Source organism: Dyella dinghuensis (assembly GCF_003977615.1).
Classification (GTDB): Bacteria; Pseudomonadota; Gammaproteobacteria; order Xanthomonadales; family Rhodanobacteraceae; genus Dyella_B; species Dyella_B dinghuensis.
This window is the reverse complement of sequence record NZ_RYZR01000006.1, coordinates 179,072-202,136: the sequence shown is the minus strand read 5'-3', so window position 1 is coordinate 202,136 and position 23,065 is coordinate 179,072. Positions and strand designations below refer to the sequence as shown.

25 protein-coding genes are annotated in these 23,065 nt (G+C 60.4%); 8 read left to right on the top strand and 17 right to left on the bottom strand.

From position 1 onward, the window contains the following. Positions 1 to 42: 42 nt before the first annotated feature. Genes rsmB through def form a run of 3 tightly spaced genes read right to left on the bottom strand, consistent with a single transcriptional unit; the run spans position 43 to position 2,818 of the window. Positions 43 to 1,338: a 16S rRNA (cytosine(967)-C(5))-methyltransferase RsmB gene (gene rsmB, locus EKH79_RS11950; RefSeq protein ID WP_126674056.1), complete on the bottom strand. Its 1,296-nt coding sequence runs from the start codon at positions 1,336 to 1,338 to the stop codon at positions 43 to 45. Then, a complete protein-coding gene (fmt, locus tag EKH79_RS11945) occupies positions 1,335 to 2,276 on the bottom strand; it encodes a methionyl-tRNA formyltransferase (protein WP_126674055.1) in 942 nt (313 codons plus the stop codon). The genes rsmB and fmt overlap by 4 nt, the downstream gene beginning before the upstream one ends. A gap of 32 nt (positions 2,277 to 2,308) precedes the next feature. Continuing rightward, the gene (gene def, locus EKH79_RS11940) at positions 2,309 to 2,818 is read right to left on the bottom strand and encodes a peptide deformylase (RefSeq protein ID WP_126674054.1); all 510 of its coding nucleotides are present in this window, start codon (positions 2,816 to 2,818) and stop codon (positions 2,309 to 2,311) included. A 189-nt stretch (positions 2,819 to 3,007) separates the two neighbouring features. On the opposite strand from def, the gene EKH79_RS11935 reads away from it, so the two are divergent. The 6 genes from EKH79_RS11935 (at position 3,008) to purD (ending at position 11,504) form a co-directional block, all read left to right on the top strand. Beyond that, the gene (locus EKH79_RS11935; RefSeq protein WP_126674053.1) at positions 3,008 to 4,156 is read left to right on the top strand and encodes a LysM peptidoglycan-binding domain-containing protein; all 1,149 of its coding nucleotides are present in this window, start codon (positions 3,008 to 3,010) and stop codon (positions 4,154 to 4,156) included. Between the two features lie 79 nt (positions 4,157 to 4,235). Further along, positions 4,236 to 5,381 carry a DNA-processing protein DprA gene (gene dprA, locus EKH79_RS11930; protein ID WP_126674052.1) on the top strand — a complete coding sequence of 382 codons (1,146 nt, stop codon included), beginning with the start codon at positions 4,236 to 4,238 and terminating at the stop codon, positions 5,379 to 5,381. Positions 5,382 to 5,516: 135 nt separating this feature from the next. After that, the gene (locus EKH79_RS11925) at positions 5,517 to 8,015 is read left to right on the top strand and encodes a DNA topoisomerase I (protein ID WP_126674051.1); all 2,499 of its coding nucleotides are present in this window, start codon (positions 5,517 to 5,519) and stop codon (positions 8,013 to 8,015) included. Then, a complete protein-coding gene (tsaC, locus tag EKH79_RS11920; protein ID WP_126674050.1) occupies positions 8,016 to 8,588 on the top strand; it encodes an L-threonylcarbamoyladenylate synthase type 1 TsaC in 573 nt (190 codons plus the stop codon). It begins immediately after the preceding gene. 156 nt (positions 8,589 to 8,744) lie between these two features. Continuing rightward, a complete protein-coding gene (locus EKH79_RS11915; RefSeq protein ID WP_126674049.1) occupies positions 8,745 to 10,127 on the top strand; it encodes an AMP-binding protein in 1,383 nt (460 codons plus the stop codon). 93 nt (positions 10,128 to 10,220) lie between these two features. Then, the gene (gene purD, locus EKH79_RS11910; protein WP_126674048.1) at positions 10,221 to 11,504 is read left to right on the top strand and encodes a phosphoribosylamine--glycine ligase; all 1,284 of its coding nucleotides are present in this window, start codon (positions 10,221 to 10,223) and stop codon (positions 11,502 to 11,504) included. A gap of 209 nt (positions 11,505 to 11,713) precedes the next feature. On the opposite strand, the gene EKH79_RS11905 is transcribed toward purD, so the two are convergent. The 9 genes from EKH79_RS11905 to EKH79_RS11865 all read right to left on the bottom strand — a co-directional run bounded on the left by EKH79_RS11905 (position 11,714) and on the right by EKH79_RS11865 (position 16,029). Beyond that, complete coding sequence (locus tag EKH79_RS11905) at positions 11,714 to 12,157, bottom strand: GFA family protein (RefSeq protein ID WP_126674047.1); 444 nt, start codon at positions 12,155 to 12,157, stop codon at positions 11,714 to 11,716. 30 nt (positions 12,158 to 12,187) lie between these two features. After that, positions 12,188 to 12,550 carry a DUF2784 domain-containing protein gene (locus EKH79_RS11900; protein ID WP_126674046.1) on the bottom strand — a complete coding sequence of 121 codons (363 nt, stop codon included), beginning with the start codon at positions 12,548 to 12,550 and terminating at the stop codon, positions 12,188 to 12,190. Between the two features lie 67 nt (positions 12,551 to 12,617). Then, entirely contained in the window at positions 12,618 to 13,043 is a 426-nt protein-coding gene (locus EKH79_RS11895; protein WP_325050606.1) for a VOC family protein, read from the bottom strand. Between the two features lie 61 nt (positions 13,044 to 13,104). After that, positions 13,105 to 13,623, bottom strand: a complete 519-nt coding sequence (locus EKH79_RS11890) for a GNAT family N-acetyltransferase (protein WP_126674045.1) — start codon at positions 13,621 to 13,623, stop codon at positions 13,105 to 13,107. Positions 13,624 to 13,691: 68 nt separating this feature from the next. Beyond that, positions 13,692 to 14,060 carry a VOC family protein gene (locus EKH79_RS11885; RefSeq protein ID WP_126674044.1) on the bottom strand — a complete coding sequence of 123 codons (369 nt, stop codon included), beginning with the start codon at positions 14,058 to 14,060 and terminating at the stop codon, positions 13,692 to 13,694. Positions 14,061 to 14,190: 130 nt separating this feature from the next. After that, a complete protein-coding gene (locus tag EKH79_RS11880; protein WP_126674043.1) occupies positions 14,191 to 14,634 on the bottom strand; it encodes a hypothetical protein in 444 nt (147 codons plus the stop codon). 88 nt (positions 14,635 to 14,722) lie between these two features. After that, the gene (locus EKH79_RS11875; RefSeq protein ID WP_126674042.1) at positions 14,723 to 15,130 is read right to left on the bottom strand and encodes a GFA family protein; all 408 of its coding nucleotides are present in this window, start codon (positions 15,128 to 15,130) and stop codon (positions 14,723 to 14,725) included. A 49-nt stretch (positions 15,131 to 15,179) separates the two neighbouring features. Continuing rightward, entirely contained in the window at positions 15,180 to 15,692 is a 513-nt protein-coding gene (locus EKH79_RS11870; RefSeq protein ID WP_126674041.1) for an OsmC family protein, read from the bottom strand. Positions 15,693 to 15,765: 73 nt separating this feature from the next. Further along, entirely contained in the window at positions 15,766 to 16,029 is a 264-nt protein-coding gene (locus EKH79_RS11865) for a hypothetical protein (protein ID WP_126674040.1), read from the bottom strand. 464 nt (positions 16,030 to 16,493) lie between these two features. On the opposite strand from EKH79_RS11865, the gene EKH79_RS11860 reads away from it, so the two are divergent. Continuing rightward, positions 16,494 to 17,489, top strand: coding sequence for an integron integrase (locus tag EKH79_RS11860; protein ID WP_126674039.1), 996 nt, complete (start codon positions 16,494 to 16,496; stop codon positions 17,487 to 17,489). Positions 17,490 to 17,565: 76 nt separating this feature from the next. Next, a complete protein-coding gene (locus EKH79_RS11855) occupies positions 17,566 to 19,440 on the top strand; it encodes an MFS transporter (RefSeq protein WP_126674038.1) in 1,875 nt (624 codons plus the stop codon). 13 nt (positions 19,441 to 19,453) lie between these two features. On the opposite strand, the gene EKH79_RS11850 is transcribed toward EKH79_RS11855, so the two are convergent. The 5 genes from EKH79_RS11850 to EKH79_RS11830 all read right to left on the bottom strand — a co-directional run bounded on the left by EKH79_RS11850 (position 19,454) and on the right by EKH79_RS11830 (position 23,025). Further along, positions 19,454 to 20,323, bottom strand: a complete 870-nt coding sequence (locus EKH79_RS11850) for a regulatory signaling modulator protein AmpE (RefSeq protein ID WP_126674037.1) — start codon at positions 20,321 to 20,323, stop codon at positions 19,454 to 19,456. 70 nt (positions 20,324 to 20,393) lie between these two features. Then, a complete protein-coding gene (gene nudC / locus EKH79_RS11845) occupies positions 20,394 to 21,359 on the bottom strand; it encodes an NAD(+) diphosphatase (protein WP_126674036.1) in 966 nt (321 codons plus the stop codon). 16 nt (positions 21,360 to 21,375) lie between these two features. Continuing rightward, positions 21,376 to 21,744: an iron-sulfur cluster insertion protein ErpA gene (gene erpA, locus EKH79_RS11840; RefSeq protein WP_126674035.1), complete on the bottom strand. Its 369-nt coding sequence runs from the start codon at positions 21,742 to 21,744 to the stop codon at positions 21,376 to 21,378. A 104-nt stretch (positions 21,745 to 21,848) separates the two neighbouring features. Beyond that, a complete protein-coding gene (locus EKH79_RS11835; protein WP_126674034.1) occupies positions 21,849 to 22,274 on the bottom strand; it encodes a bactofilin family protein in 426 nt (141 codons plus the stop codon). Next, positions 22,261 to 23,025: a DUF6776 family protein gene (locus tag EKH79_RS11830; protein ID WP_126674033.1), complete on the bottom strand. Its 765-nt coding sequence runs from the start codon at positions 23,023 to 23,025 to the stop codon at positions 22,261 to 22,263. Before EKH79_RS11830 ends, EKH79_RS11835 begins: the two co-directional genes overlap by 14 nt. Positions 23,026 to 23,065: the final 40 nt, after the last annotated feature.

Here is a 23,065-nt window from a genome sequence, read left to right as displayed (position 1 = left end):
CCCTCACCCCGGCCCTCTCCCCGGAGGGAAGAGGGAGTGGAGCTAGCGGCGCTCAAGCACGGCATAGTACATGCCATCGAGATCGCCATCGCCGGGCAGGATCTGCCAGCCGGTTGCGGCGGCTTGTCCAGCAGGCAGCGTCGACGGCACAACATCGACGTCGTTGCGATCAGCCAGAAAATTTCTGACAACAACGTCATTTTCCGCGCGCAACAACGAGCATGTGATGTAAATGAGCCGGCCGCCTGGTGCGAGCAACGGCCATAGCGCAGCGAGAATGCGCTGCTGTTGTGCGGCCAGCGCGTCGATATCGCTTGCTCGCCGATGCAGGCGAACGTCCGGGCGCCGGCGCATGACGCCCGTGGCGGAACATGGCGCATCGATAAGAATCCGGTCGAACGGTTTGCCATCCCACCAGCTTTGAGGGTTGCCCGCATCGCCGATTTGCACATCGGCCTGCAGTCCAAGGCGATCCAGATTCTGGCGGATGCGCTTGGTGCGCCCGGCATCGAATTCGAGCGCGGTCAGCGCGATGTCGGCGCGTTCAAGCAGATGGCAGGCTTTGCCACCCGGGGCCGCACACGCGTCGAGCACACGCTGGCCGTTGCGCACATCGGCAAGATCGGCAGCAACTTGCGCAGCGCCATCCTGCACGGCGAAGAGCCCTTCCGAAAAGCCCGGCATGCGTGTGACATCGGTGCTGTGGGGCAACACGATGCCATCGCGCAACCATGCGTGCGCCTGAACGTCGTAACCGTCGGCGCGCAGTTTTTCAAGGAGCGCATCGCGTGCAATGCGGCGGCTATTCGCGCGCAACATTAGTGGCGGTTCGCGATTGCTGTCGGCAAAGATATCGTCGGCATGTGCCGGCCAATCGGCACTTATCGCCGCGACCAGCCATGGCGGCATCGCGTAACGGGTTTGCGGTTGCGCATCGAGCTGCGTCAGCAAGGTTTCGCGTTCGCGTTGCCAGCGGCGAAGTACCGCGTTAACCAATCCGGACAAGCGCGGGCGATTGAGTGCACGGCTTGCTTCTACCGTAGCGGCGACAGCGGCGTAATCCTGCAACTGCAGGACTTCCAGCTGCACCAGCCCAAGCACCAGCAATGCGTGAATTTCGGGTTCTTTGCGGCGCAGGGGCTTATCGAGCAAATGATCCAGCGCTGCATCGAAACGCAGCCACCAGCGTGCGCCGTCACTGAGCAACGCCATAAGCAGTGCGCGATCGCGCGGATCGTGCAACTTGGGTGCGCGCTGCTCCATGGCATCGCGCAACGAGGCGCCGCGCAAGGCGATATCGGCCAGCGCCTGCGCTGCGAGGGCGCGGGTGTCGTTCATCGTGCGCTGCGCAGTTCGGGGCGTGCGTTGAGATAATCAGCCGCCGTGATGCGCTTGCCACCTGCGCGCTGCAGCGCTGTAACGCGCAACACGCCTTCGCCGCAGGCGATGTCGATGCCGTCGCGTTGGGCTGCGATCACGCTGCCTGGCGTGTGTTGATGCGTCTGTTCCGTGGCGCGTGCTGCCCAGATACGCACGTTTTCACCAGCGATCTCGCCTTCCGCGACGGGCCATGGATCGAAGGCGCGCACTTGAAGTTCCAGCGCCATGGCTGCGCGCGTGAAATCGAGTCGTGCTTCGGCCTTGTCGAGTTTGTGCGCGTACATCACGCCGTCGTCGGATTGTGGATGTGCTTGCAGCATTTCGCCGACGATCACGCGACGCAAACCCTCCGTAAGCACATCGGCGCCGAGCAAGGAAAGCCGATCGTGCAACGAGCCGCCAGTGTCGTCGCGAGTGATGGGTGTGCGGCGTTCGAGCAAAACGGGGCCGGTGTCGAGACCGGCTTCCATTTGCATGAGATCGACGCCGCTTTCGTTGTCGCCTGCAAGAATGGCGCGCTGAATCGGTGCAGCACCGCGCCAGCGCGGCAGCAGGCTTGCATGGACGTTCCAGCAACCCAGCCGCGGAATCGCCAGCACTTTGCGCGAGAGGATCAATCCGTAGGCAACCACCACCATTAAGTCAGGCTGGTAGGCGGCGAGCGTTTCGCGCGCTTCGACGGTCTTTAGCGTTTCAGGTTGCTCGACCGGAATGTTGGCGGCGAGAGCAGCCTGCTTGACCGGACTTGGCGTGAGCTTGCGTCCGCGGCCAGCGGGACGATCCGGTTGTGTGTAGACCGCGACAACCTCTGCGCCACTTGCGCGACAGGCTTCAAGGCATGGGACGGAAAACTCCGGTGTACCGGCAAAAACGATACGAACGCGGGGAGAGTCCATGGATGGACTCGGATGTGAGGAGCGAGGAAAGCTCAACCGTTTGCCGCCTGCTTGCGCTGCTTTTCCATGCGCTTGAGCAGAATCGAGCGCTTCAGCGGCGACAGATAGTCGACGAAGACTTTGCCGGCGAGGTGATCCATTTCGTGCTGGATGCACACGGCCAACGGCCCTTCCACTTCCAGCTCGAAGGTTTTGCCGTCGACATCCTGCGCGCGCACTTTGACTTTCAATGCACGCGTAACGTCGGCATAGATGCCGGGGAAGGACAGGCAACCTTCTTGATAGACCTGCGATCCGTCCTTCTCCAGGATCTCGGCATTGATCAAGGCGAGCGGCTCGTTGCGGCCTTCGCTCATGTCCGCGACCAGCACGCGCTGGTGCACGTTGACCTGCGTGGCGGCCAGGCCTACACCGTTGGCTTCGTACATCGTCTCGAACATGTCATCGACGAACTGCTTCAATGAAGCGTCGAATACGGTGACGGGTTCGGCCTTGGTGCGAAGCCGGGGGTCGGGAAACTCAAGAATGGTCAAAATGGACATGAAGGACCTGCCTTGGGCGCTGAAATTGCGGGCGAATTGGTAAAAGCCTGCCCTTGCGCCCCCTAGAATATGGTTATTGTACGTGTTTCAACGTATTGTCGGCAGACGAATTTGCCAACTGGCACGTGTTGCTTGGGTTAACGGTTCGGTTACACTCGCCCAAGCGTTGGGGGAGGGGGAATCCCGGTTATGATTAGAAAGTCCATTGGGCTGCTGGCCGGCATGCTGGTCACGGTGGCCGTCTACGCTGCAGGCACTCAGCTGCGCGCCGACCATCCCGACAGCTATACCGTGCGCCGCGGCGACACTTTGTGGGGCATCTCTGCCCGCTTCCTGTCCAAGCCCTGGCTATGGCCGGAGATCTGGCAGGCCAACCCTCAGATTCACAACCCGCACCTGATTTATCCGGGTGACGTGCTCGATCTTTCCTTTATCAACGGTGGTCCGGGGCTGCGTCTCGAGCCCGCGATTCATCGCGAAGGCGATGCGATCCCGGCCATTCCGGTCGACCAGCTGTTGCCATACCTCAAGGATTCGCGTGTCGTGGATCCGGATGAGGTGAAGAACGCCCCGTACGTGATGGGCTTCGAAGAAGGCGACATCACCGGCACGTCGGGCCGCAACCTCTATGTGCGCAACATCCAGGCGCAGCCGGGCCAGCGTTGGGCGGTCGTGCGTCCGACGCACGTTTTCCGCACCTATGGCGGTTCGGAAGAGCAGGAAAGTGACGAGATGGCCGCCAACCTGGTGGACAGCGACGTCGCCACGACGCACACGCCGTGGTCAGAAGAGTGGGCGACGGATCTGGGTCGCAGCACTCCCAACCATGCTTTCCGTGGCCATACGCTGGGCATGGAAGTAACGGTCATCGGCACCGCCGAAGTGCTGCGTGGCGGCGATCCCGCGACGCTGCTACTGCTGAGCTCGACCCTCGAAATTCGCGCTGGCGATCGTCTGATGCCCATCGACGACCACCCGTACGATCCCTACTACTACCCGCATCCGCCGAAGACATTGCCGGCCGATGGGCGCGTAATCGCCTATTCGCAGGAGCGTCTCACTCAGGTCGGTCCGAACGACGTCGTCGTCCTCTCGGTGGGTTCGAAGGATGGCGTCGACAACGGCATGACCTTCTCGCTGTGGCAGCCGGGCGAAGAAGTGCCTGATGACGTCGCACATGACAGCTTCAGCCGTTACAACCACAAGTTCGTGACGCTGCCCGATGAATTCGTCGGACACATGATGATCTTCCGCACGTTTGATCACGTGAGCTACGGCCTGGTGATGGATGGCCTCAAGCCCGTGAAGATCGGTGCAAGGATGAAGATGCCGGAATAATTTCCGGCGTGATTCACCCACAGCACGGCGCGGTGATCCCGCGCCGTTGTTGTTTCCGGGCCTCGCGTAGACTCGCGGCATGAACGAGCACGCTTTATTGCGCGACTGGTTGATAGCCTTGCGCACACCAGGATTGGGATCGGTTGGCCTGCGCGAGCGGCTTGCCGCGACGCAGGGCAGCATCGGCGAAGCACTTGCGCACTTGCGGCGCCATGCGTCCGCGCTCGATGCGCGAGCGCCAGCGTGGCTTGAGCAGCCGGACGAAGCGCGCATCGCCGCCGATCTTGCATGGCTGGCGGAGCCGGGCCATCGCTTGCTTCGTTTTACCGACGTCGACTTCCCGCCGCAGCTGGAAACCATCGCGCAACCACCCGCCGCGCTATTCGTGAGCGGCGATGCCAGCCTTTTGCTACGGCCGCAGGTCGCCATGGTGGGCGCGCGCAGTGCGAGCGTAGCGGGCAAGGCAAATGCGCGTGCGTTTGCGCGAACGCTTGCGACGGCTGGCTTCGTCGTTACCAGCGGCCTGGCTGACGGCATCGACGGTGCTGCACACGAGGCTGCGCTCGAAGCCGGGCAACCGACCGTTGCCGTGATCGGCACGGGCCCCGATCTGGTCTATCCGCGCAAACATCGCGACTTGTCCTCGCGGGTTGAATCGCACGGCGCACTGGTCAGCGAATTTCCACCCGGTACGGCCGCCCGTACCGACCACTTTCCGCGGCGCAATCGCATCATTTCGGGGTTGTCGCTGGGTACGCTGGTGGTCGAGGCAGGCCTGCAATCGGGCTCGCTGATTACCGCCCGATTGGCCGGCGAGCAGGGACGGGAGGTATTCGCCGTGCCCGGTTCCATCCATAATCCCCTCGCTCGCGGTTGCCACCGGCTCATTCGGGAAGGTGCGCGGCTGGTGGAAAGCGCGTCGGAGATCGTCGAATCCCTCATTCCTGCTGCAAGGGCGCTCGGTGTTGAACTGGCCCAGCGGCTGGAGCAGTCGCCCGCAGATCGCCAGGAACGCGGCCAGACGGCGATAGGCGGCTGGCGAGTCGATCCGGAGTATCAGCGCCTGCTGGACGTGCTCGGACACGAGCAGGTGGCGCTGGACGAGCTGGCAGCACGAACCGGGCAGACCGCCGCCGTTCTGTCATCCATGCTGCTCATGCTGGAGCTGGAAGGCCGCGTCGAGGGTCTCCCTGGCGGGCGCTACCAGCGTCTTCCCGGGGGTTGAGCCAAGCGCGAAAGGCGCTCCAGACCGCGGTTTCACGCGCGCCAGCTTGACAGCCGTCAAGCCGGCGTGCTTCCAACTATATATAGGCAGTCGTGTCCATACGGCTGCGGATGGACCCCTGGAACCCCAAGCCACATGGCAAAAAATCTGCTCATCGTCGAATCGCCTGCCAAGGCCAAGACGATTAACAAATACCTCGGCAAGGACTTTCAGGTCCTGGCCTCCTACGGTCACGTGCGTGATCTGAAACCGAAAGAAGGTGCGGTCGACACCGAGCACGACTTCGCGATGAAGTACGAGGTGATCGAGCGCAACGAGAAACACGTCGACGCTATCGCCAAGGCTGCCAAGATCGCCGACGACATCTATCTGGCGACCGACTTGGACCGCGAAGGCGAAGCGATCAGCTGGCACATCAGCGAGATCTTGAAAGAGCGCGGCATTTCCAAAGGCAAACAGATGCACCGCGTGGTGTTCTCTGAAATCACGCCCAAGGCAATCAAGGCCGCCGTGGCAGCACCGCGTGAGCTTTCGCACGACATGGTCGATGCGCAGCAGGCGCGTCGTGCGCTCGATTACCTGGTGGGCTTCAATCTGTCGCCGGTGTTGTGGCGCAAAGTGCAACGTGGTCTTTCCGCCGGGCGCGTGCAAAGCCCCGCGCTGCGCATGATCGTGGAACGCGAAGAAGAGATCGAAGCATTCGTCGCGCGCGAGTACTGGACGGTCGAAGCACAGCTCCGCCACGCCGACGGCGATTTCAGCGCGCGCCTGACCAAACTGAACGGCAAGAAATTCGAGCAGTTCGATCTCACCAACGAAGCGGATGCAACGGCTGCACGCGATGCACTGAAAGAAGCCGCGCACGGCCGCCTCACGGTTAGCGAGGTCACCAGCAAGGAACGCAAGCGCCGCCCGGCGCCGCCGTTCACGACATCCACGCTGCAACAGGAAGCCGCACGCAAGCTCGGCTTCGGTACCAGCCGCACGATGAAGGTCGCGCAGGGCTTGTACGAAGGTGTGAGTCTGGGCAGCGAAGGCAACGTCGGTCTCATCACCTATATGCGTACCGACTCCACCGCCTTGTCCAACGACGCGTTGGACGAATTGCGCCAGCTCATCGCCCGCGATTTCGGCAACAAGGCCTTGCCGGATCAGGTGCAGGTCTACCGCACCAAATCCAAGAATGCGCAGGAAGCGCATGAAGCGATTCGTCCCACCTCGGCCATGCGCACGCCGCGCGAAGTTGCGGCGTTCCTCAACGATGAGCAGCGCAAGCTGTACGAGTTGATCTGGAAGCGCACCGTCGCATGCCAGATGATCCACGCGACGATGAACACCGTGTCCGTGGACTTCGACGTCAAGCACGTCAAAGGCGGCGACGCAGCATTCCGCGCCACCGGCACCACGGTGGTCGATCCAGGCTTCCTGGCGGTATACGAAGAAGGCCGCGATCAAAAGACTGCCGAGGACGATGACGAAGGCCGCCGTCTGCCACGTCTGACGAAAGGCGAAGACGTGCCGCTGCAAGATATCGCCGCCGACCAGCATTTCACCGAGCCGCCGCCGCGTTTTTCCGAAGCGAGCCTGGTGAAGGCGTTGGAGGAGTACGGCATCGGTCGTCCCTCGACGTACGCCAGCATCATCCAGGTGCTGCAGAATCGCGAATACGTATTGCTCGATAGCCGTCGCTTCAAACCGACGGATGTCGGCCGCGCGGTCAGCAACTTCCTTACCCAACATTTCACGCAATACGTCGATTACGACTTCACCGCCAAGCTTGAAGACGAGCTCGATGCGGTCAGTCGTGGCGAGGAAGCGTGGGTACCGTTGATGGAACGCTTCTGGCAGCCGTTCAAGCAGCAGGTCGATGAAAAGACCGAGACGGTCGATCGCAGCGAAGCGACCGGTGCACGCGAACTGGGCGCCGATCCCAAATCCGGCAAGCCGCTGTCCGTACGTCTTGGCCGTTATGGACCGTATGCGCAGATCGGCGACAAAGACGTCGACGAGAAGCTGCAGTTCGCGTCGCTGCGTCCGGGCCAGAGCATGCACACGATCACGCTGGAAGAGGCGATCGAGCTGTTCAAGCTGCCACGCAAACTTGGTCAATCGGAAAGCGGCGAAGAAGTCAGCGTAGGTGTCGGCCGCTTTGGTCCGTTCGTGAAGCAGGGTAGTGTGTATGCCTCGCTGAAACCGGAAGACGATCCGTACACCATCGAGCTGCCGCGCGCACTGCAGATCGTGCAGGAAAAACTTGAGCTGCTCGCCAACCGCATCATCAAGGATTTCGGCAACGGCGTGCAGGTGCTCAACGGCCGCTATGGCCCGTACATCACCGACGGCGAGAAGAACGCACGCATTCCGAAAGATCAGGAACCGAAAGATCTGACCGAGCAGCAATGCGCCGAGTTGCTGGCCGCCGCGCCGGTGAAGAAAGGTCGTTTCGGCAAGAAGAAGGCAGCAGCCAAAAAAGGCGAGCCGGCAGCCAAGAAGGCCTCGACGAAAAAAGCCGCAGCAAAGAAAACGGTCGCCAAGACGGCAACCAAGAAAGCAGCCACCAAAAAATCGGCAACCAAAAAGACTGCCACCAAGAAAGCTGCCGCCAAGAAATCGACTGCAAAGACCGGAGCCTGAGTGCCGCGGCACTACACGCTCGCCGAACTCGACGCCGCCGCTGCTTCACTTCGAAGTGGCGGCGTGATCGCCTATCCCACCGAGGCCGTGTTCGGTCTGGGCTGCGACCCGCACAATCGGCAAGCGTTTGATCGCATCTTCACGCTCAAGCAGCGGCCGCCGACGCAAGGCGTCTTGCTGATCGCTGCGGACTTCACCCAGGCACAACGCTACATCGACATGACAAAGTTGCCTGCCGGTGTATTGGCTCAAGTACGAGCCAGCTGGCCGGGGCCCTTTACATGGATCTTTCCGCGCAGCGCAGACGTACCGGATTGGGTGGCGGGCGCGCACGCCGGCATCGCCCTGCGCGTGACTGCGCACGCACCCGCCGCTGGTTTATGCCGTGCTTTTGGCGGTGCGCTGGTTTCCACCAGCGCCAATCCACACGGCGAACCACCGGCCCGCGACCTGGTAACCGTGGCCGATTATTTCGGCGATGGACTGGATGGGATTGTCGATGCGCCACTCGGCGGCGCAGCCCAGCCGACGACGATCCGCGACGCACTGACTGGCGCTATTATCCGAACCTGAATCCTGCAGTACATATCCGGGGGTGCGGTGGGGGCCGATTCAGCCCAGACCGTGAGGATAGGGGGCGAGCAGGACGCCATCCCAGCCAATGGAAACCGTCGGCCATACCGGCCGGCTTGGGATGCGTCGTATCGGTAAAGTGATCAGGAGCACGGCGTGGCGATTGTCTACGACACCTTTCAACGCGATGAAGCGGAGCGATTGCTGCCTCTGTTGAAGGTGGACGATCCGCAGCGTGTCGTAGCCATGCACGATGGCGATGCCATCACGGCAGCGCAGTTTCTGGCGCACGTGCAACACATTGCTGCACAACTTCCGGATGCCAGCGCTGCGGTGAATTTGTGCGAAGACCGCTACGCGTTCATGGTGGCGTTTTGCGCCATCGCATTACGTGGGCAAGCCAATCTGCTGCCACCGTCGCGTGCGCCGCATGCGGTGGACGAAGTGATGGCGGCGCATCCGGGTTGCCACGCTGTCGGTGATCGTTCGATGGATCCGGCTCCGCATCGCTATCTCGTATTACCGCCGTTGACGGTCGATGCGACGGCCGCAACGCAGACCGAGTGGCCGTCCATTCCGGCGATGCAAACGGTGGCAATCGGTTACACATCCGGCTCCACCGGTACACCACGTCCCAACACCAAGAGCTGGCACAGTTTCAACGCCAGCACCGCAGGCAATCTGCGCATGCTGCAGCAGGTGGTCGGTGAACGCTTTGCTGTCGTGGCGACCGTGCCGCCGCAACATATCTACGGCATCGAAATGTCGGTGTTGTTGCCGCTGCTTGGCGACGTCCAGGTTCATTCGGGACGGCCATTCTTCCCCTCCGACATCGCCAGCGCGCTCGAACAGATGCCCGAGCCGCGCGTGCTCGTCACCACGCCCGTACATCTGCGCGCGTTGGTGGAATCGCGTGTTCACCTGCCGAAACTCGCCGCGATGTTGTCGGCCACCGCGCCGATGCCGGCAGAGCTGGCGGCGCAGGCCGAAAAGTGCTTCGACGCGCCCCTGCTGGAGGTCTTCGGTTCCACCGAAACCTGTGCCTTCGCAACGCGACGCGTCACCATCGACAGCCAGTGGTCGCTCTACCACGGCGTGCATCTGCATCCGCAGCCCGATGGCACCCAGATCGAAGCGCCGCAGCTGGATGCACCGGTCACGCTCGCCGACATCGTGACCTTGCACGACGATGGCCGCCGCTTCGAGTTGCGCGGCCGCCACGCCGATCTGCTGGAGATTGCCGGTAAGCGCGCGTCGCTCGGCGACCTCACCCGCCGCCTGCTCGCCATTCCCGGTGTGAACGATGGGGTGGTGTTCCAGCTGGACGAGGCCGACGCCATCGGTATCCGCCGTATCGCGGCGCTCGTCGTCGCGCCAGCGCTGAGCGAACACGCGATTCTGGACGCGCTGCGCGCATCGATCGATCCGGTGTTCCTGCCGCGCCCCTTGCGCCGGGTCGACACGCTCCCACGCAATGAAACCGGCAAGCTGCCGCGCGCCGCCTTGCTCGATCTGCTCGCCCGCCATACGGCCGTTTAAGCGTTTTGGCAGGCCGCGGCGCCGAACGCCGCCCCCGCACCCGTTACAATGGCGAGCTGGCGCCCCCGCGCAGGCAGTCACGGAGTCCCTTGCATGAAAGTCATGGTTATCGGCAACGGCGGTCGCGAGCACGCGCTGGCGTGGAAGCTCAAGCAATCGCCGCGCGTCAGCGAAGTGATCGTCGCGCCCGGCAACGCCGGTACCGCGCACGAACGCGGCTTGCGCAATGTCGATGTCGCAGCCGGTGATGTCGAGGGACTGCTGAAACTGGCCAAGGCCGAGAAAGTCGATCTCACCGTCGTGGGCCCGGAAGTGCCGCTGGTGGCGGGCGTCGTCGACAAATTCCGCGCCGCCGGCCTGCGCATCTTCGGGCCGCGCGCCATTGCCGCGCAGCTGGAAGGCTCCAAGGCCTTCGCCAAGGATTTCCTGCTTCGCCACAACATTCCGACCGCGCGCTACGCCGTATTCACCGAGCTGAGCAAAGCGTTGGCCTATGTGCGCGAACACGGCGCACCCATCGTCATCAAGGCCGATGGCCTGGCCGCAGGCAAAGGTGTAGTGGTAGCGCTGACCTTGCCCGACGCCGAGCTTGCCCTGCACGACATGCTCGGCGGGCACGCCTTCGGCGATGCGTCCTCGCGCGTCGTCATCGAAGAATTTCTCGATGGCGAAGAAGCCAGCTATATCGTCATGAGCGATGGCAATCACGCATTGCCGATGGCGAGCAGCCAGGATCACAAACGCCGCGACGAAAACGACCTCGGGCCCAACACCGGGGGCATGGGTGCGTACTCACCCGCGCCGGTGGTCACGCCGGAAGTCGAAAAGCGCATCCTCAAGGAAGTGATCGAGCCCACGTTGCACGGCATGGCGATGGAAGGTGCGCCCTTTATCGGCTTCCTCTACGCGGGTTTGATGATCGACAAACACGGTGCGCCCAAGGTCATCGAATTCAACGTGCGCTTCGGCGATCCGGAAACCCAACCGATCATGATGCGGCTGAAATCCGATCTGGTGGAACTGATCGAAGCCGCGCTAGACGGCGAGCTACATCACACGCATGCACAGTGGGACGCGCGCCCGTCCATCGGCGTCGTGATCGCAGCAAGCGGCTATCCGGCCAAGGTGAAGACGGGCGATCTGATCGACGGCCTGGATCAGGATTTTGGGCGCGACGTGAAAGTGTTTCACGCCGGCACAGCGCTCGACGTCCACGGTCGCGCCATGACGGCAGGCGGCCGCGTACTTACGGTATGTGCGCTAGGCAAAGACATCGCGGCGGCACGCGAAAACGCCTATGACGCCGTGAAGAAAGTTCACTTCGACGGCGCATTCTGCCGACGCGATATCGCGCATCGTGCTCTGCGTCGAAAATAGTAAAAACGCGGACGTACCCTACGCTTATTGCTCGGTGGCTCCAGCAAAGTCAGCAGGCCATTCAAGCTAACGCAACCCCCCATACCACCCAACCGTCATCCCAGCGAAGGCGGGGATCCAGTGTCTCCGGTATAGCAGGTGCGCGAACGTTCCAGCCCTTGCTGGAATGACAAACAAAAACGTAGGTTGCCTCAACCGCAAACTGCGCCCTAAGCGTGAATTGCGCCGCCACCCTCAACGAAAACAACATCCGCAATCCAATTGCGCTTCCGCCGGGCCAATCGGTCATCACACGCTTCACCATCAAGCGTCACAGACGACCGCCGAAGCATCGAAGCCTCAACGTTTTCAAACGTGTTGACGTTCACCACCGCATAAAGCCGATCATCAATCAGGCTGGTCACCAACGGCACGACACCGCATCGCGTGCAAATCCGAAACTCCGCTGTCTCCGTTTCGAAGGCGTAGCCGGAAACGTGCGACACATCTCTGACCGCTACTTTCAATGAGCCCATAGGGCAAGCCGTCCAAACGGCGCCATGTCTCGTGCAGAACGTGCACGTACAAGCACGCGCCGGAATCTCCGAGGGCTCCGGTTTCCAATCCAACACAAAAGAAATATTGCCGCAGTGGCAGCGCCCGGAAATCAACATGACATCAAAAATCCCGATTCAATTGCACGATTAAATACGGCGGCGCACAAGCAACCATGCATAGACGGATACATTCACCACAGTCACCCCGGCAGCCAGCACAAACTGAATATTTCGGGTCAACCCTTCCGGATAAATCGTCGCCAGAAGATAGTGCTGAATGAAATCACCCGGATAACCCGCCTGACCCGCGCGATGGCGAAGATAGTTTTCAAGCGCCGTCAGCGGACAAAGCCTTCCACTCGTCTCGACGTAGAAACCCCACGCCGCAGCGGGAATCTGAAGCAGCAAAATCCAACGCCACTTCAACGCCAGCACCGCGCCACAGGTGCAAAACAAGATAAAGGCAAAGTGGAATACCAGTACGGCGTCGGCTGCCAGCAAGAATGGCATTACGATTTGTCCGCATCGTTGGGCTTCTGCAGTTCGATCATGCGACCTTCAACGGCAGCCATCGAACTCACATTCCCGGAGGCGGCTGCCAAAGTTCGACCTTGTTGTCCTCTGGGTCCATCACCCAACCGAACTTCCCGTAGTCGGAATCGTCTGTCTTCTCCAGAACGTTACAACCTTCGTCCCGAAGCGACTGAAGCAACGCATCCAAATTGTCGACACGATAGTTGACCATGAAGGTCGACTTGCTTGGTGCGAAGTGCCCGTTATCAGCGGCACCGATGGACCACGCGGTCGTCCCGTTTGTTGGATTGCCCGATTCATCCGCCCACGAAAATGCCGCGCCTCCCCACGATTGCACATCGATGCCAAGGTGCTGCTTGTACCAGGCGCGCAATGCGACGGGATCCTTCGCGTTGAAAAAGATTCCTCCGATACCTGTGACTCTTTTCATGTGTGCACTCCGAAGCTCGGTGAAGTTGAGGTGTGCCATGTTCGCAACGCCCAGGCAAGATTAGACCGGCCCGCGACGCAGCTTCCGTTCGAATAAATGATCAGGCGACAGAGCAAATACGCAAAATATAGTGCTCCTCACCATAAAATATGCCATCAACATGCATCGCGTCTGGCTCCACACCATAACTTTCAAAGCCAACCGATTCATAGAGTGCTTTTGCAGCCACGTTTGTGGCATTCACACCCAGCTTGATCTGGCGAACGCCGTTAACGGATTGGCAGTGATCGATGGCGGCCTTTAACAAGGCGCCGCCAAATCCGCGGCGGCGATAGGGAGGGGCTACATACATGCCCGCAAGTTCAATGCAATGCCGCAGTTTCTCCCGCTGAGGGTGAACAACCGCCAAGAATCCCGCAAGTTCTGCCTGGTCGAAAACACCAAACATGCAGATAGAGCCATCTTTCGCCGGGACTAATCGGGCAGACACCTCTTCGATGGATCGGCCGGCTTCGTCACCGTGGCTCGCGCTAAAAGCAGTCGGACTTTCCTGAAGCGCAAGAAGCCGAAGGCTTTGATAAGCCCGAGCGTCCGCAGGGCTGAGTTGCCTGATTTCCATTGAACGCACACCTGTCGGCTAACGTCAGAGTAAAGCGGCACGCGTAGCGTGTCCGCCGGAGTGAATGGTCAAGTCTCGGATTCGTGGCAAACCATTTCGATGTTATGCCCGTCCGGACCAATGACGAAAGCTGCATAGTATCTACCGCTATAGTTCGGACGCAGACCAGGTGGACCATTGTCCTTGGCGCCTGCCTCCAGGGCCGCACGATAGAAAGCGTCAACTTGCTGGCGATTCTCGGCCACGAATGCCAAGTGTAGATGCGCAGGCTTTTCCGCAGCTCGGCGGATGCACAAGGAAGACTTGCCGTCAGCACTAAGCTCAACACCGAGCGGCCCCTCCGAGACGACGACTAGGCCGATCGGTTCGAGCGCCTTGAGGAAGAATGCTTTGCTCGCCGCATAGTCGCTGGTTCCAAATACGACATGGTCAAACATAAGTTTTCCTGAAAGGTGTGGCGTGGCGAGGTCTAACAACTGAGTTAGGCGGCGACGGCTGCAGTGCGCATGAGCTTACCGCAGCCGACCCGCAGCGTCCGCTCAATCGCGTAGTTAGGCCAATACCTGGTCAGTTCCTCCAGCTGAAAACGATGTTCAAGTGATTCTTGTCTCGACGTATGCGAAATGGTCGCCATTCAAAAATGAAATCCTTAATGGCGAATCCAACGGTCAAGACGGCAATTGCTAAGAGGCTCCAGATCCAGGGATTCATTTGCACTGGCCGGTTGATTGCACTGCCAAAGATGATGATTCCCGCAGTTACACCCATCACTCCAACGGTGGACTCCACGCACATACACAAGACTTCTTGTCGTGTCCCGGACTGCGTGTCCTGTTTTCGCTTAAACAGGAGCCAAAGATCACGGAACAACCCTTGAAGGAGCAACAGTACGGACGATGCAAGCAGAAGCGATCCAATGCCAATATCGGCGGGCAGCCATTCTCTCATCAGCCAAATGGCAGCCCCTGCCAATGGAATAAGTATGACTTCGATTTTTTCAGCAGTGGTCATGTCGAATATTTGACCTAACGCCTGAGTTAAGTAGCGGCGTAGCCGTCTGTCCCGAACGACTAATTAGGTGGCAGCCGCAAGTGAATAATTAGGGTAGCTGAGGATAGTGTGGAATGGCTTGGTTAAGGCAAACCCACGGCTGCGCACTGGCCGTCCAAATGTCCAGCAACGGCTGAAACTCCGAAGCGTTATCCAGTGTGGGAAAGCGAACGGACATGAATCCTGGATTGGCATCTCCGCGCGTGAACAATGGCGAGCCGCATTCACGGCAGAAGCTGCGAGTCGCGACAGCGCCACTGCCCGCATGAACCGAGTACGTTTTAGGCGCACCAGTGATCTCTATGCCTGAGTCCGCGACGATGAAGCCGGACGCGAACGGGGCTCCACTGGAACGCTGACAATCCAGGCAGTGGCAATTGAGCATCGCGACGGGCGAGCGTGAACACACATAACGAATCGCTCCACATGCGCACCCGCCGGAAAATGGAGTAGTCATATCGAAACTTCCTTTGCTGCCTGATGTTTGAGCGAGTAGTTACGCATCGCTATTCGATTTGCGCGTATTCGATCTGAACGCCCGAGCGCAGTGTTTGGCCGACGACGCAATAGCCTTCAGCGGCACGCAACAGGCGAGTGATTTCGGACGGACCACCCTTGCGCAGGCTGATCTTCGTGCGCACACGGAACGCTTGAAAGCCAACTGGTGCAGAGCCCATTCCCAGCGAGCCCCTCAGATCGACGTCACCCTCAACCCGCACGTCCAGCGAGGCAATCTCGATGCCCATGGCGTTCGCGACCATTCGCACGGTCAACTCGTGACAGGAACAGAGCGCAGCGCATAACAGGTCACCAGGAGTCGCCGCGTCATGCGGACCGCCATGGCCTCGATGTGTCGCCACCGAAATGGGACTTGCTGCACCTTGTGCAGAGACACTGACGTGAAATGGATCTTGTAAGTCATGGCCCGCAGAGCTGGCGCGGTCGACCACCAGGGCGGCGGATGGATCGGTCTCGTAGCGGGCTCTCAGTGGTGCCTGTAGTTCCCTAACATTCGTCATGGGATTGCCTATCTGAGGTGCATAACGCCTGAGTTGAGCGGCGCGCGGATAGCGCGTCCGCTTGGATGAACTGTTAGGAACTTTGATCAAACAGTTGTTTACGCGCCGATTGCCATTCCAACCAGCATCGCTCTGCAACAATATCTGGATAGCCGCGTGCCTTCTCACCTTCAGCTGCCACGCTATAAGGTAGTGCTATGCAACTTGCATTGTCTCGAATGGCCACGACTTCTTGTTCGGTGAGCGGTGAGCCCTTGGTTTGCTCAGCCTTATATAGCAATGTGACTAAGGCTGGAACAAATACGAGGCACAAAGGGTCTTCCTGATCGTTGCTCATATTCCTTCCTAACGCCTGAGTTAAGTGGCGCGCGGATAGCGCGTCCGCTTGAATGAATAGTTAGGTACTTGCAACACAGGTGCAATCACTTTGCTGTGCTCTGGACTGTTGTGGGATTCGGTTGCGGGTAATCGCCGACCAAGCCCACGATAGTAGTCACAGTGACAACAGGGAGCAGAAAGACTACGAAAGCCACGGTGTACCGAACCCAAGGACGCCAACGCCTACCGAGAAAGAATGCGGCAACACCCAGAGCTAACGACATAAAACAGAGCACTATCATTTACGCCCCCGGTGACCTAACTCTAATTCGACCCCAAAAGTGAGGTGTTGCACGAAGTATGCAGGCAATTACCGGGTGCTCACAAGCGATCAACTCTTACCTAAAATCAAGCTATTGCACCGGTTTCCGCGGCTGGCTGTTGCGCCAGGATAACTTTGTTATCCGTCATTTTTGAGGGTGTATGAGTTATGCGGGCGGTGGTGAGGGTGTAACGGGGACGGGTGCGCCGCGTTTGATGGATCAGGTAAGGGCGAGGATGCGACTTAAGCATTACAGCTTGCGCACTGAGCGGGCCTACATTGCCTGGATTCGGCGCTTTATTTTTGCGAACGAGAAGCGCCATCCACGTGATATGGGTGCGATGGAGGTGGAGCGCTTTCTTAGCTCGCTGGCGGTTGAAGGGCAGGTCGCAGCGGGAACTCAAAATCAGGCGTTGTCGGCTCTTCTGTTTCTATATCGAGAGGTGCTTGGTGTCGAGTTGCCGTGGATGGAAACCATGGTGCGGGCCAAACGGCCGCAACGCGTGCCGGTGGTGCTTTCGCGCGACGAAGTAACGCGTCTGTTGACGCTGATGGAGGGCACTCGCGCATTGATGGCATCGCTACTGTATGGCTCCGGGTTGCGCTTGATGGAATGTGTGCGGTTACGTGTAAAGGATGTGGATTTTGCGCGTCATGAAATATGTGTGCGAGATGGGAAGGGTGGCAAGGATCGGCATGTGCCGTTGCCTACACGATTGAACGGAGCACTCTCGCAGCAAGTTGAGCGCGTACGTGTCATCCATGAACAAGATGTCTCCGCAGGACATGGCGCGGTCTGGCTGCCCTATGCGCTGGCGCGCAAGTATTCATCTGCATCGCGCGAGTTGGGTTGGCAATACGTGTTTCCGGCAACGGGACTTTCGCGCGATCCGCGTGGTTCGGAGTGGCGGCGTCACCACGTGGACGAATCGTCGCTCCAAAGGGCGGTCCGCGCGGCGCGTCTACGGGCGGGCATTGTTAAGCCGGCGACTTGTCATACGCTGAGGCATTCCTTCGCAACACACTTGCTTGAATCGGGTCACGATATCCGGACGATCCAGGAACTGCTGGGGCATAAGGATGTGACGACGACGCAGATCTATACCCACGTGTTGAACCGCGGTGGTTTGGGGGTGTTGAGTCCGCTTGACCAATGACGGGCGAGAGGTCTACGAGCAGCTGGAGAATCCGTTTTCACGCTACGCTATTCAAAACCCGCCGCCAAGGAAACGCATGAGCCAGTTCGCCCTGCTAGGTAGTCGCCGCTTTGCGCCGTTCTTCTGGACGCAGGCGCTGGGTGCGTTCAATGACAGCGCGTTTCGCAATGCGATGGTGATGCTGGCGGCGTTTCAGATGGGCCTGTCCGATCACGAAGTCAGTCTGTACACCAACCTCGCGCCGGCGCTTTTCATTCTGCCGTTCTTTCTGTTTTCTGCCACGGCGGGTCAGCTGGCGGAGAAGTTCGAGAAGACGCGCATCATTCGGTACGTGAAGCTGTTTGAGATCGCCGCCATGGCGCTGGCGGCGTATGGATTCATCGGGCACCACTTGCCGTTGTTGCTGGTGGTCTTGTTCATGATGGGGATGCACTCGACGGTATTTGGTCCGATCAAATACGCGATTCTTCCGCAGGCGTTGAAGACCACGGAACTGGTGGGCGGCAACGGTCTGGTGGAAATGGGTACGCAGATGGCGATACTTATCGGCATGGTGGTCGGTAATACGCTGATGCTGATCGCAGGCGTGGGGCCGCATTTTTCTGCTGCGTTGACGATTGGCGTGGCGGTGATTGGTTACGGTGCGAGTCGTTTCATCCCACCTGCGCCTGCCACTGCGCCGGACTTGAAGTTCAACTGGAATCCTTTCACTGAAACGGCGCGCGTGCTGCGGATTACCCGCGAAGATCGTGCGGTGTTCAACGCCGTGTTGGGCATTTCGTGGTTCTGGTTTTTTGGAACGATTCTGGTTGCGCAGCTGCCGCTGTACACACGCGACAATCTTGGTGGTGATGGCACGGTCAATACGTTGGTGCTGACGTTGTTCTCCATCGGCACGGGCGTTGGCGCGCTGATGTGCGAAAAGATGTCGGGCAAGCGTGTCGAGATTGGGCTGGTGCCGCTGGGCGCGTTTGGGTTGACGGCATTCGGGATCGATCTGTTTTTTGCGCGTTCGGGCTCGGCGGTGACGCGTGGGCTCGATTGGTTGGCGTTTCTGCATGGGGCAGGCAGCTGGCGAATTGTGCTGGACCTCACCCTGATCGGCATGTTTGCGGGCTTCTACGTCGTGCCGCTGTTTGCTTTCGTGCAGTCGCGCACGCCGCGTGATCGTGTGTCGCGTGTCATTGCTGGTAACAACATTCTCAATGCGTTGTTGATCGTCATCGCATCGTGCTTTGGGTTGGCGTTGAATTCCATTGGCTTCAACGCGCCGAAGATTTTCCTCGTGGCGTCGCTGCTCAACGTCGTCGTCGCGGTTTATATCTTCACGCTGGTGCCCGAATTCCTGATGCGGTTCATCACATGGGTGCTGGTGAATACGCTGTATCGCATTCGCGTGGATGGCATGAAGAATTTGCCGGAAGAAGGGCCGGCGTTGCTGGTGTGCAATCACGTGAGCTTTATGGATCCGCTGATCCTGATGGCGAATCTGCGTCGCCCTGCGCGCTTCGTGATGTATTACAAGATTTTCAACATTCCGGTGCTGCGCTTTGTGTTCAAGACCGCGAAGGCGATTCCCATTGCGGGGAAGAAAGAAGATCCCGCCGTTATGCACAAGGCTTTTGAAGAGGTGGATGCCGCGCTTGCCGATGGCGAGTTGGTGTGTATTTTCCCGGAAGGCGGTTTGACGAAGGACGGCAGCATTCAGACGTTTCGTCCGGGCGTGGAGAAGATTCTCGAACGTCGTCCTGTGCCGGTCGTGCCGATGGCGTTGCGCGGACTATGGGGTAGCGTGTGGAGCCGGCGCGATTCGATGATGAGGCGCACGCGCTTGCCGCGTCGTTTCCGCGCACATGTGGAATTGGTGGTGGATGTGCCCAAAGCCGCAAGCGACGTGACGGCAGCGTCGCTTGAGCAGCGAGTTCAGGAGTTGCGCGGAGACATGGCCTGATCGGAAAGCGGCGTCAGGATATCCAACCGCCGATCACGATCAACGCCACGACCGTCATCCATGTCAGCAGTGCGCGCAGCAGTGCATCGCGCAGGCGGCGCAGTTCGTGCAGGGGATCGGTGCGGTCTTCGGTATAGCCATCGCCGCCTTCCACATCCGTGAGAACGTCAGCGCGGGCAGCGGCGCCGAGGAAGCCCGGTTCGGAGAGATACCAGCTGTTCGGCGCGGCTTGTTGATGCCACCGTTTCCATGCGCCGATCACTGCGTCCCAGTGGCCGACCAGTGCCAGCGTAAACACCATCAATTGCGCGGGCGCCCAATCCAGACCGTTGGCGAGATAGCGCGCGAACGTGCGTGCGCCGGGATCGAGTGCCAGCGAGCTGTCGTGGCCGAGTTGTCGTGCCAGTCGATAGAGCAGTGCGCCGGACGGACCAAGCAGGAAAAACCAGAACAGCACACCGAAGCGGCGGCGCAACGCGGCATACGCCGTTGCTTCGCCGAGGTCTGCGGTTTGCCACGGAATATGTTCGCAGTCATCGCATAGCGCCTGCGCGGCGGCTTCGCGGCTGTTTTGATCGGGTGCTTTGAAAATCGCTTCGAGGTCCGCTTCGAACGCATGCGGTCCGAAGGAGAACAGCAACACGGCCAGCGCGAAGATCAGCAGCAACAGCGCGCCGAGCGGCAATGTGTGCAGCAGCCATATCACTAGCGCGCAGACGACCACCGGTACCAGCACGATGATCAGTATGCGGGCACCCCCGGCGGTATCGGCCAGTTGATCCACCCAACGCCGGAAGCCTGCATCGCCGCGCCAGTGCGCGAGCTGAGGCTGCAGGTGCAGCAGTCCGAGGGCGATGAGCGCAGCGAGCAACCGTATGGCCATGTAAACGGACTCCGATGGATGGCGCCATTGTATGCGAGTGACGGGAACCCGTTAACGCTGTGGCGGCGAGCTACCGGCGTCGCGAGCGTGCGATCAGCGCGTCGAGGTCCAGGCCGGCGCGCTCCCGCAACCAGTGCGAGAGCAGCTGATATGACACGGAAAGTTTGGGCGGTGTCGCCAGACTGCCGTCGGCCAGCCCGTCGACGATCTGCTGAGGCGTAAACCAGCGTGCGTCTTCGAGTTCGCCGTCGCGCAGATGGATGTCGGGCGATATCGCCGTCGCGGTAAATCCGATCATCAACGACGCCGGCATCGGCCACGGTTGCGAGGAGTGATAGTGCACATCGCCGACGATCACGCCGGATTCTTCGGCGACTTCGCGGCGTACGGCATCTTCCAGCGCTTCGCCGGGTTCGATGAAACCGGCGAGTGTCGAGTAACGGCCCGGCGGCCACACCGCCTGGCGTCCCAGGAGGCAAGCGCCTTCGTATTCGACGATCACGATGATGGCGGCATCGGTCCGCGGAAAGTGCAGGCGGCCGCACGCCGGATTCGTGCAGTGCATGCGATGACCGGACGAAACGGATTGCACGGGCGAGCCGCAGTAGGCGCAACAACGTGTCTCGCGTTGCCAGTGGGCGAGACCCTTGGCGTAGGCGAAGAAACTGGCGTCGTCGGCAGGGAGTAGAAGGCCTGCTTCGCGCAATCCCATGCGTCGCGCATCGAGTGCCGACTCCAGCGCGGCGACGTCATGCGTGTCGTCGAGCAGCAGCATGAAGTACGGCTTGTCGTTGGCGATGCCGAGCAAGCTGCATGACGCGCGCGGCAGCAGGTGTTCGCGCTCGTCGGCGTTCAACCAGCGCAGGCGCTCTTCGTCGCGCCGCATAAACGCGTCGCCGGCGAGATCGATCAGGATGTAGCGTGCATCTGGCGAACGCGCCTTCGCGGCGACCCAATCGCTGTCATCGCGGTGTTCGGAAACGCGATCGAGTAACAGGCTGAGTCCGGCGAAAGTGTTGGGGTTCGTCGAAGCCATCCGTGTCTGTGGCCGCTCAGGTGGAGAACGAGGAGCCGCAGCCGCAGGTGGTCTTGGCGTTGGGATTGCGGATGACGAATTGCGAACCGCTCAGGCTTTCGGTGTAGTCGATCTCTGCGCCCGTGAGGTATTGCAGCGAGAGCGGATCGACCAGCAGCGTGACGCCTTCGCGATCCAGCGCAAAATCGTCTTCCGCGCGGGTGTCGTCAAAGGTGAACCCGTACTGGAAGCCCGAGCAGCCACCGCCAGAGATGTACACGCGCAGCTTCAACTCAGGATTGCCTTCTTCCTGAATCAGTTCATGAACCTTGCGAGCGGCCGCCTCGGTGAAGATCAGCGGGGCGCCGGCTTGGCGGTAATCGGGGATGGCGAGGATGGTTTCCATGTAACGCATATGAGGCCGCAGCGGGGCGGACTCAATGATACCTGAAGCCCCGGGTCCCATCAGCCCGGGGCCGAATGCCGCGAACGGCGTCAAACGGCCTGGATTCAGGCGGTCACGGCGTCCGAGCGCACTTCCGGTGCGGGCAGCTCGCGCTGGATATGGTCTTCGCCCTGATGCGCCATGCGGCCGTTGACCTGCGCACCGGCGGCCATTTCCAGCGAGTTGTAGCGGACATCGCCGATCACGCGCGCCTGCGTCGCCAGTTCCAGGCGCTCGCTGACGTAGATGTCGCCGTTGACCTGGCCGTTGATCATCGCGTGCGGCACGCGCACTTCGCCTTGCACCTGGCCTTGCTCGCTCAGCGTGAACACGGCGCTGTTGCCTTCGCCGATCACGGCGCCTTCGATGCGGCCGTCGAGATGCAGCGTGCCGGTAAAGCGGACATCGCCGCGGATGATCGTGCCGCTGGAGATCAAGCTGGTCTCGGCGTTGCGGGAAGGTGCGTTGTCATTGCGTTTACGGCTGAGCATCGGTGGTGTCCCCCTGATTCGTGGTGACTGGGCTGGATAGGGCGTCGTTCCATGCCACGGCGCGGCTGACGGGGTCGCCATTTTCCGGCTGGACTGTGACATGCAGTCGTGTGGGCCGGAAGTCGGCAGGCAGCGCAATCGTGGTGTGGAGTTGCTGGAAATAGCGGAAGCGGAATGGAATGCCGTCTTTCTCGGCCGCATCGCCGAGTGTGGCCCAATCCAGCTGCACTACTTTGTTATCGCGCAGGCCTTCGACGGTGACGGAGGTAGTGCCGGTGGTATCGTCGTCGCGCTTGATGTTCTGGGTGAGACTGACGGTGAGATTCCACGCCTGCGAATGCGGCACGGCCTGCAGGGACACTTCCTGCACCTTCAGGCCTTCGCGTTGCGCATCGCCGCCGACGAGCCGGGAATAGAAACTCAAATCCGCGCGCAGGCCGCTGATTTCTTCATCGCGCTCGGAGATGGTTTGACGCAGCGCCTTGGTCGCGATGTCGTTTACCTGCTGCGAGCGCTGCAGATTGGCGACCTGTTGCTTGAGATCTTCGTTCTGCGCGGTGAGCGTGCCGAGCGCGCGCCGATCCGAAATCCGCGGCACGACGCCTTTCCATGCGCCGATAAGCAAGCCGACGATCAGCGCCGCCAGCAACACGCTGCCCAACCACGCTGCACCGAGCCACAGCATCCTGCGACGCTGACTGGCAGCGTCGTGCGGGCGTACGACGTAGCGCGGCGGTGGGCGGGAAGCCATGCACGGTCTTTCCGGGAAAAGGGAGGGATATAGCCCGCCC

Coding starts and splice junctions, on each gene's coding strand:
- EKH79_RS11830 (WP_126674033.1), bottom strand. CDS start 23,025: ATGGCTTCCCGCCCACCGCCGCGCTACGTCGTACGCCCGCACGACGCT.
- EKH79_RS11890 (WP_126674045.1), bottom strand. CDS start 13,623: ATGGAAATCAGGCAACTCAGCCCTGCGGACGCTCGGGCTTATCAAAGC.
- EKH79_RS11850 (WP_126674037.1), bottom strand. CDS start 20,323: ATGGCCATACGGTTGCTCGCTGCGCTCATCGCCCTCGGACTGCTGCAC.
- EKH79_RS11935 (WP_126674053.1), top strand. CDS start 3,008: ATGATTAGAAAGTCCATTGGGCTGCTGGCCGGCATGCTGGTCACGGTG.
- EKH79_RS11895 (WP_325050606.1), bottom strand. CDS start 13,043: ATGGCACACCTCAACTTCACCGAGCTTCGGAGTGCACACATGAAAAGA.
- EKH79_RS11900 (WP_126674046.1), bottom strand. CDS start 12,550: ATGCCATTCTTGCTGGCAGCCGACGCCGTACTGGTATTCCACTTTGCC.
- purD (WP_126674048.1), top strand. CDS start 10,221: ATGAAAGTCATGGTTATCGGCAACGGCGGTCGCGAGCACGCGCTGGCG.
- nudC (WP_126674036.1), bottom strand. CDS start 21,359: ATGGCTTCGACGAACCCCAACACTTTCGCCGGACTCAGCCTGTTACTC.
- EKH79_RS11855 (WP_126674038.1), top strand. CDS start 17,566: ATGAGCCAGTTCGCCCTGCTAGGTAGTCGCCGCTTTGCGCCGTTCTTC.
- EKH79_RS11860 (WP_126674039.1), top strand. CDS start 16,494: ATGAGTTATGCGGGCGGTGGTGAGGGTGTAACGGGGACGGGTGCGCCG.
- fmt (WP_126674055.1), bottom strand. CDS start 2,276: ATGGACTCTCCCCGCGTTCGTATCGTTTTTGCCGGTACACCGGAGTTT.
- EKH79_RS11905 (WP_126674047.1), bottom strand. CDS start 12,157: ATGTTGATTTCCGGGCGCTGCCACTGCGGCAATATTTCTTTTGTGTTG.
- EKH79_RS11925 (WP_126674051.1), top strand. CDS start 5,517: ATGGCAAAAAATCTGCTCATCGTCGAATCGCCTGCCAAGGCCAAGACG.
- rsmB (WP_126674056.1), bottom strand. CDS start 1,338: ATGAACGACACCCGCGCCCTCGCAGCGCAGGCGCTGGCCGATATCGCC.
- EKH79_RS11875 (WP_126674042.1), bottom strand. CDS start 15,130: ATGACTACTCCATTTTCCGGCGGGTGCGCATGTGGAGCGATTCGTTAT.
- dprA (WP_126674052.1), top strand. CDS start 4,236: ATGAACGAGCACGCTTTATTGCGCGACTGGTTGATAGCCTTGCGCACA.
- EKH79_RS11885 (WP_126674044.1), bottom strand. CDS start 14,060: ATGTTTGACCATGTCGTATTTGGAACCAGCGACTATGCGGCGAGCAAA.
- EKH79_RS11865 (WP_126674040.1), bottom strand. CDS start 16,029: ATGAGCAACGATCAGGAAGACCCTTTGTGCCTCGTATTTGTTCCAGCC.
- erpA (WP_126674035.1), bottom strand. CDS start 21,744: ATGGAAACCATCCTCGCCATCCCCGATTACCGCCAAGCCGGCGCCCCG.
- EKH79_RS11870 (WP_126674041.1), bottom strand. CDS start 15,692: ATGACGAATGTTAGGGAACTACAGGCACCACTGAGAGCCCGCTACGAG.
- def (WP_126674054.1), bottom strand. CDS start 2,818: ATGTCCATTTTGACCATTCTTGAGTTTCCCGACCCCCGGCTTCGCACC.
- EKH79_RS11880 (WP_126674043.1), bottom strand. CDS start 14,634: ATGACCACTGCTGAAAAAATCGAAGTCATACTTATTCCATTGGCAGGG.
- EKH79_RS11835 (WP_126674034.1), bottom strand. CDS start 22,274: ATGCTCAGCCGTAAACGCAATGACAACGCACCTTCCCGCAACGCCGAG.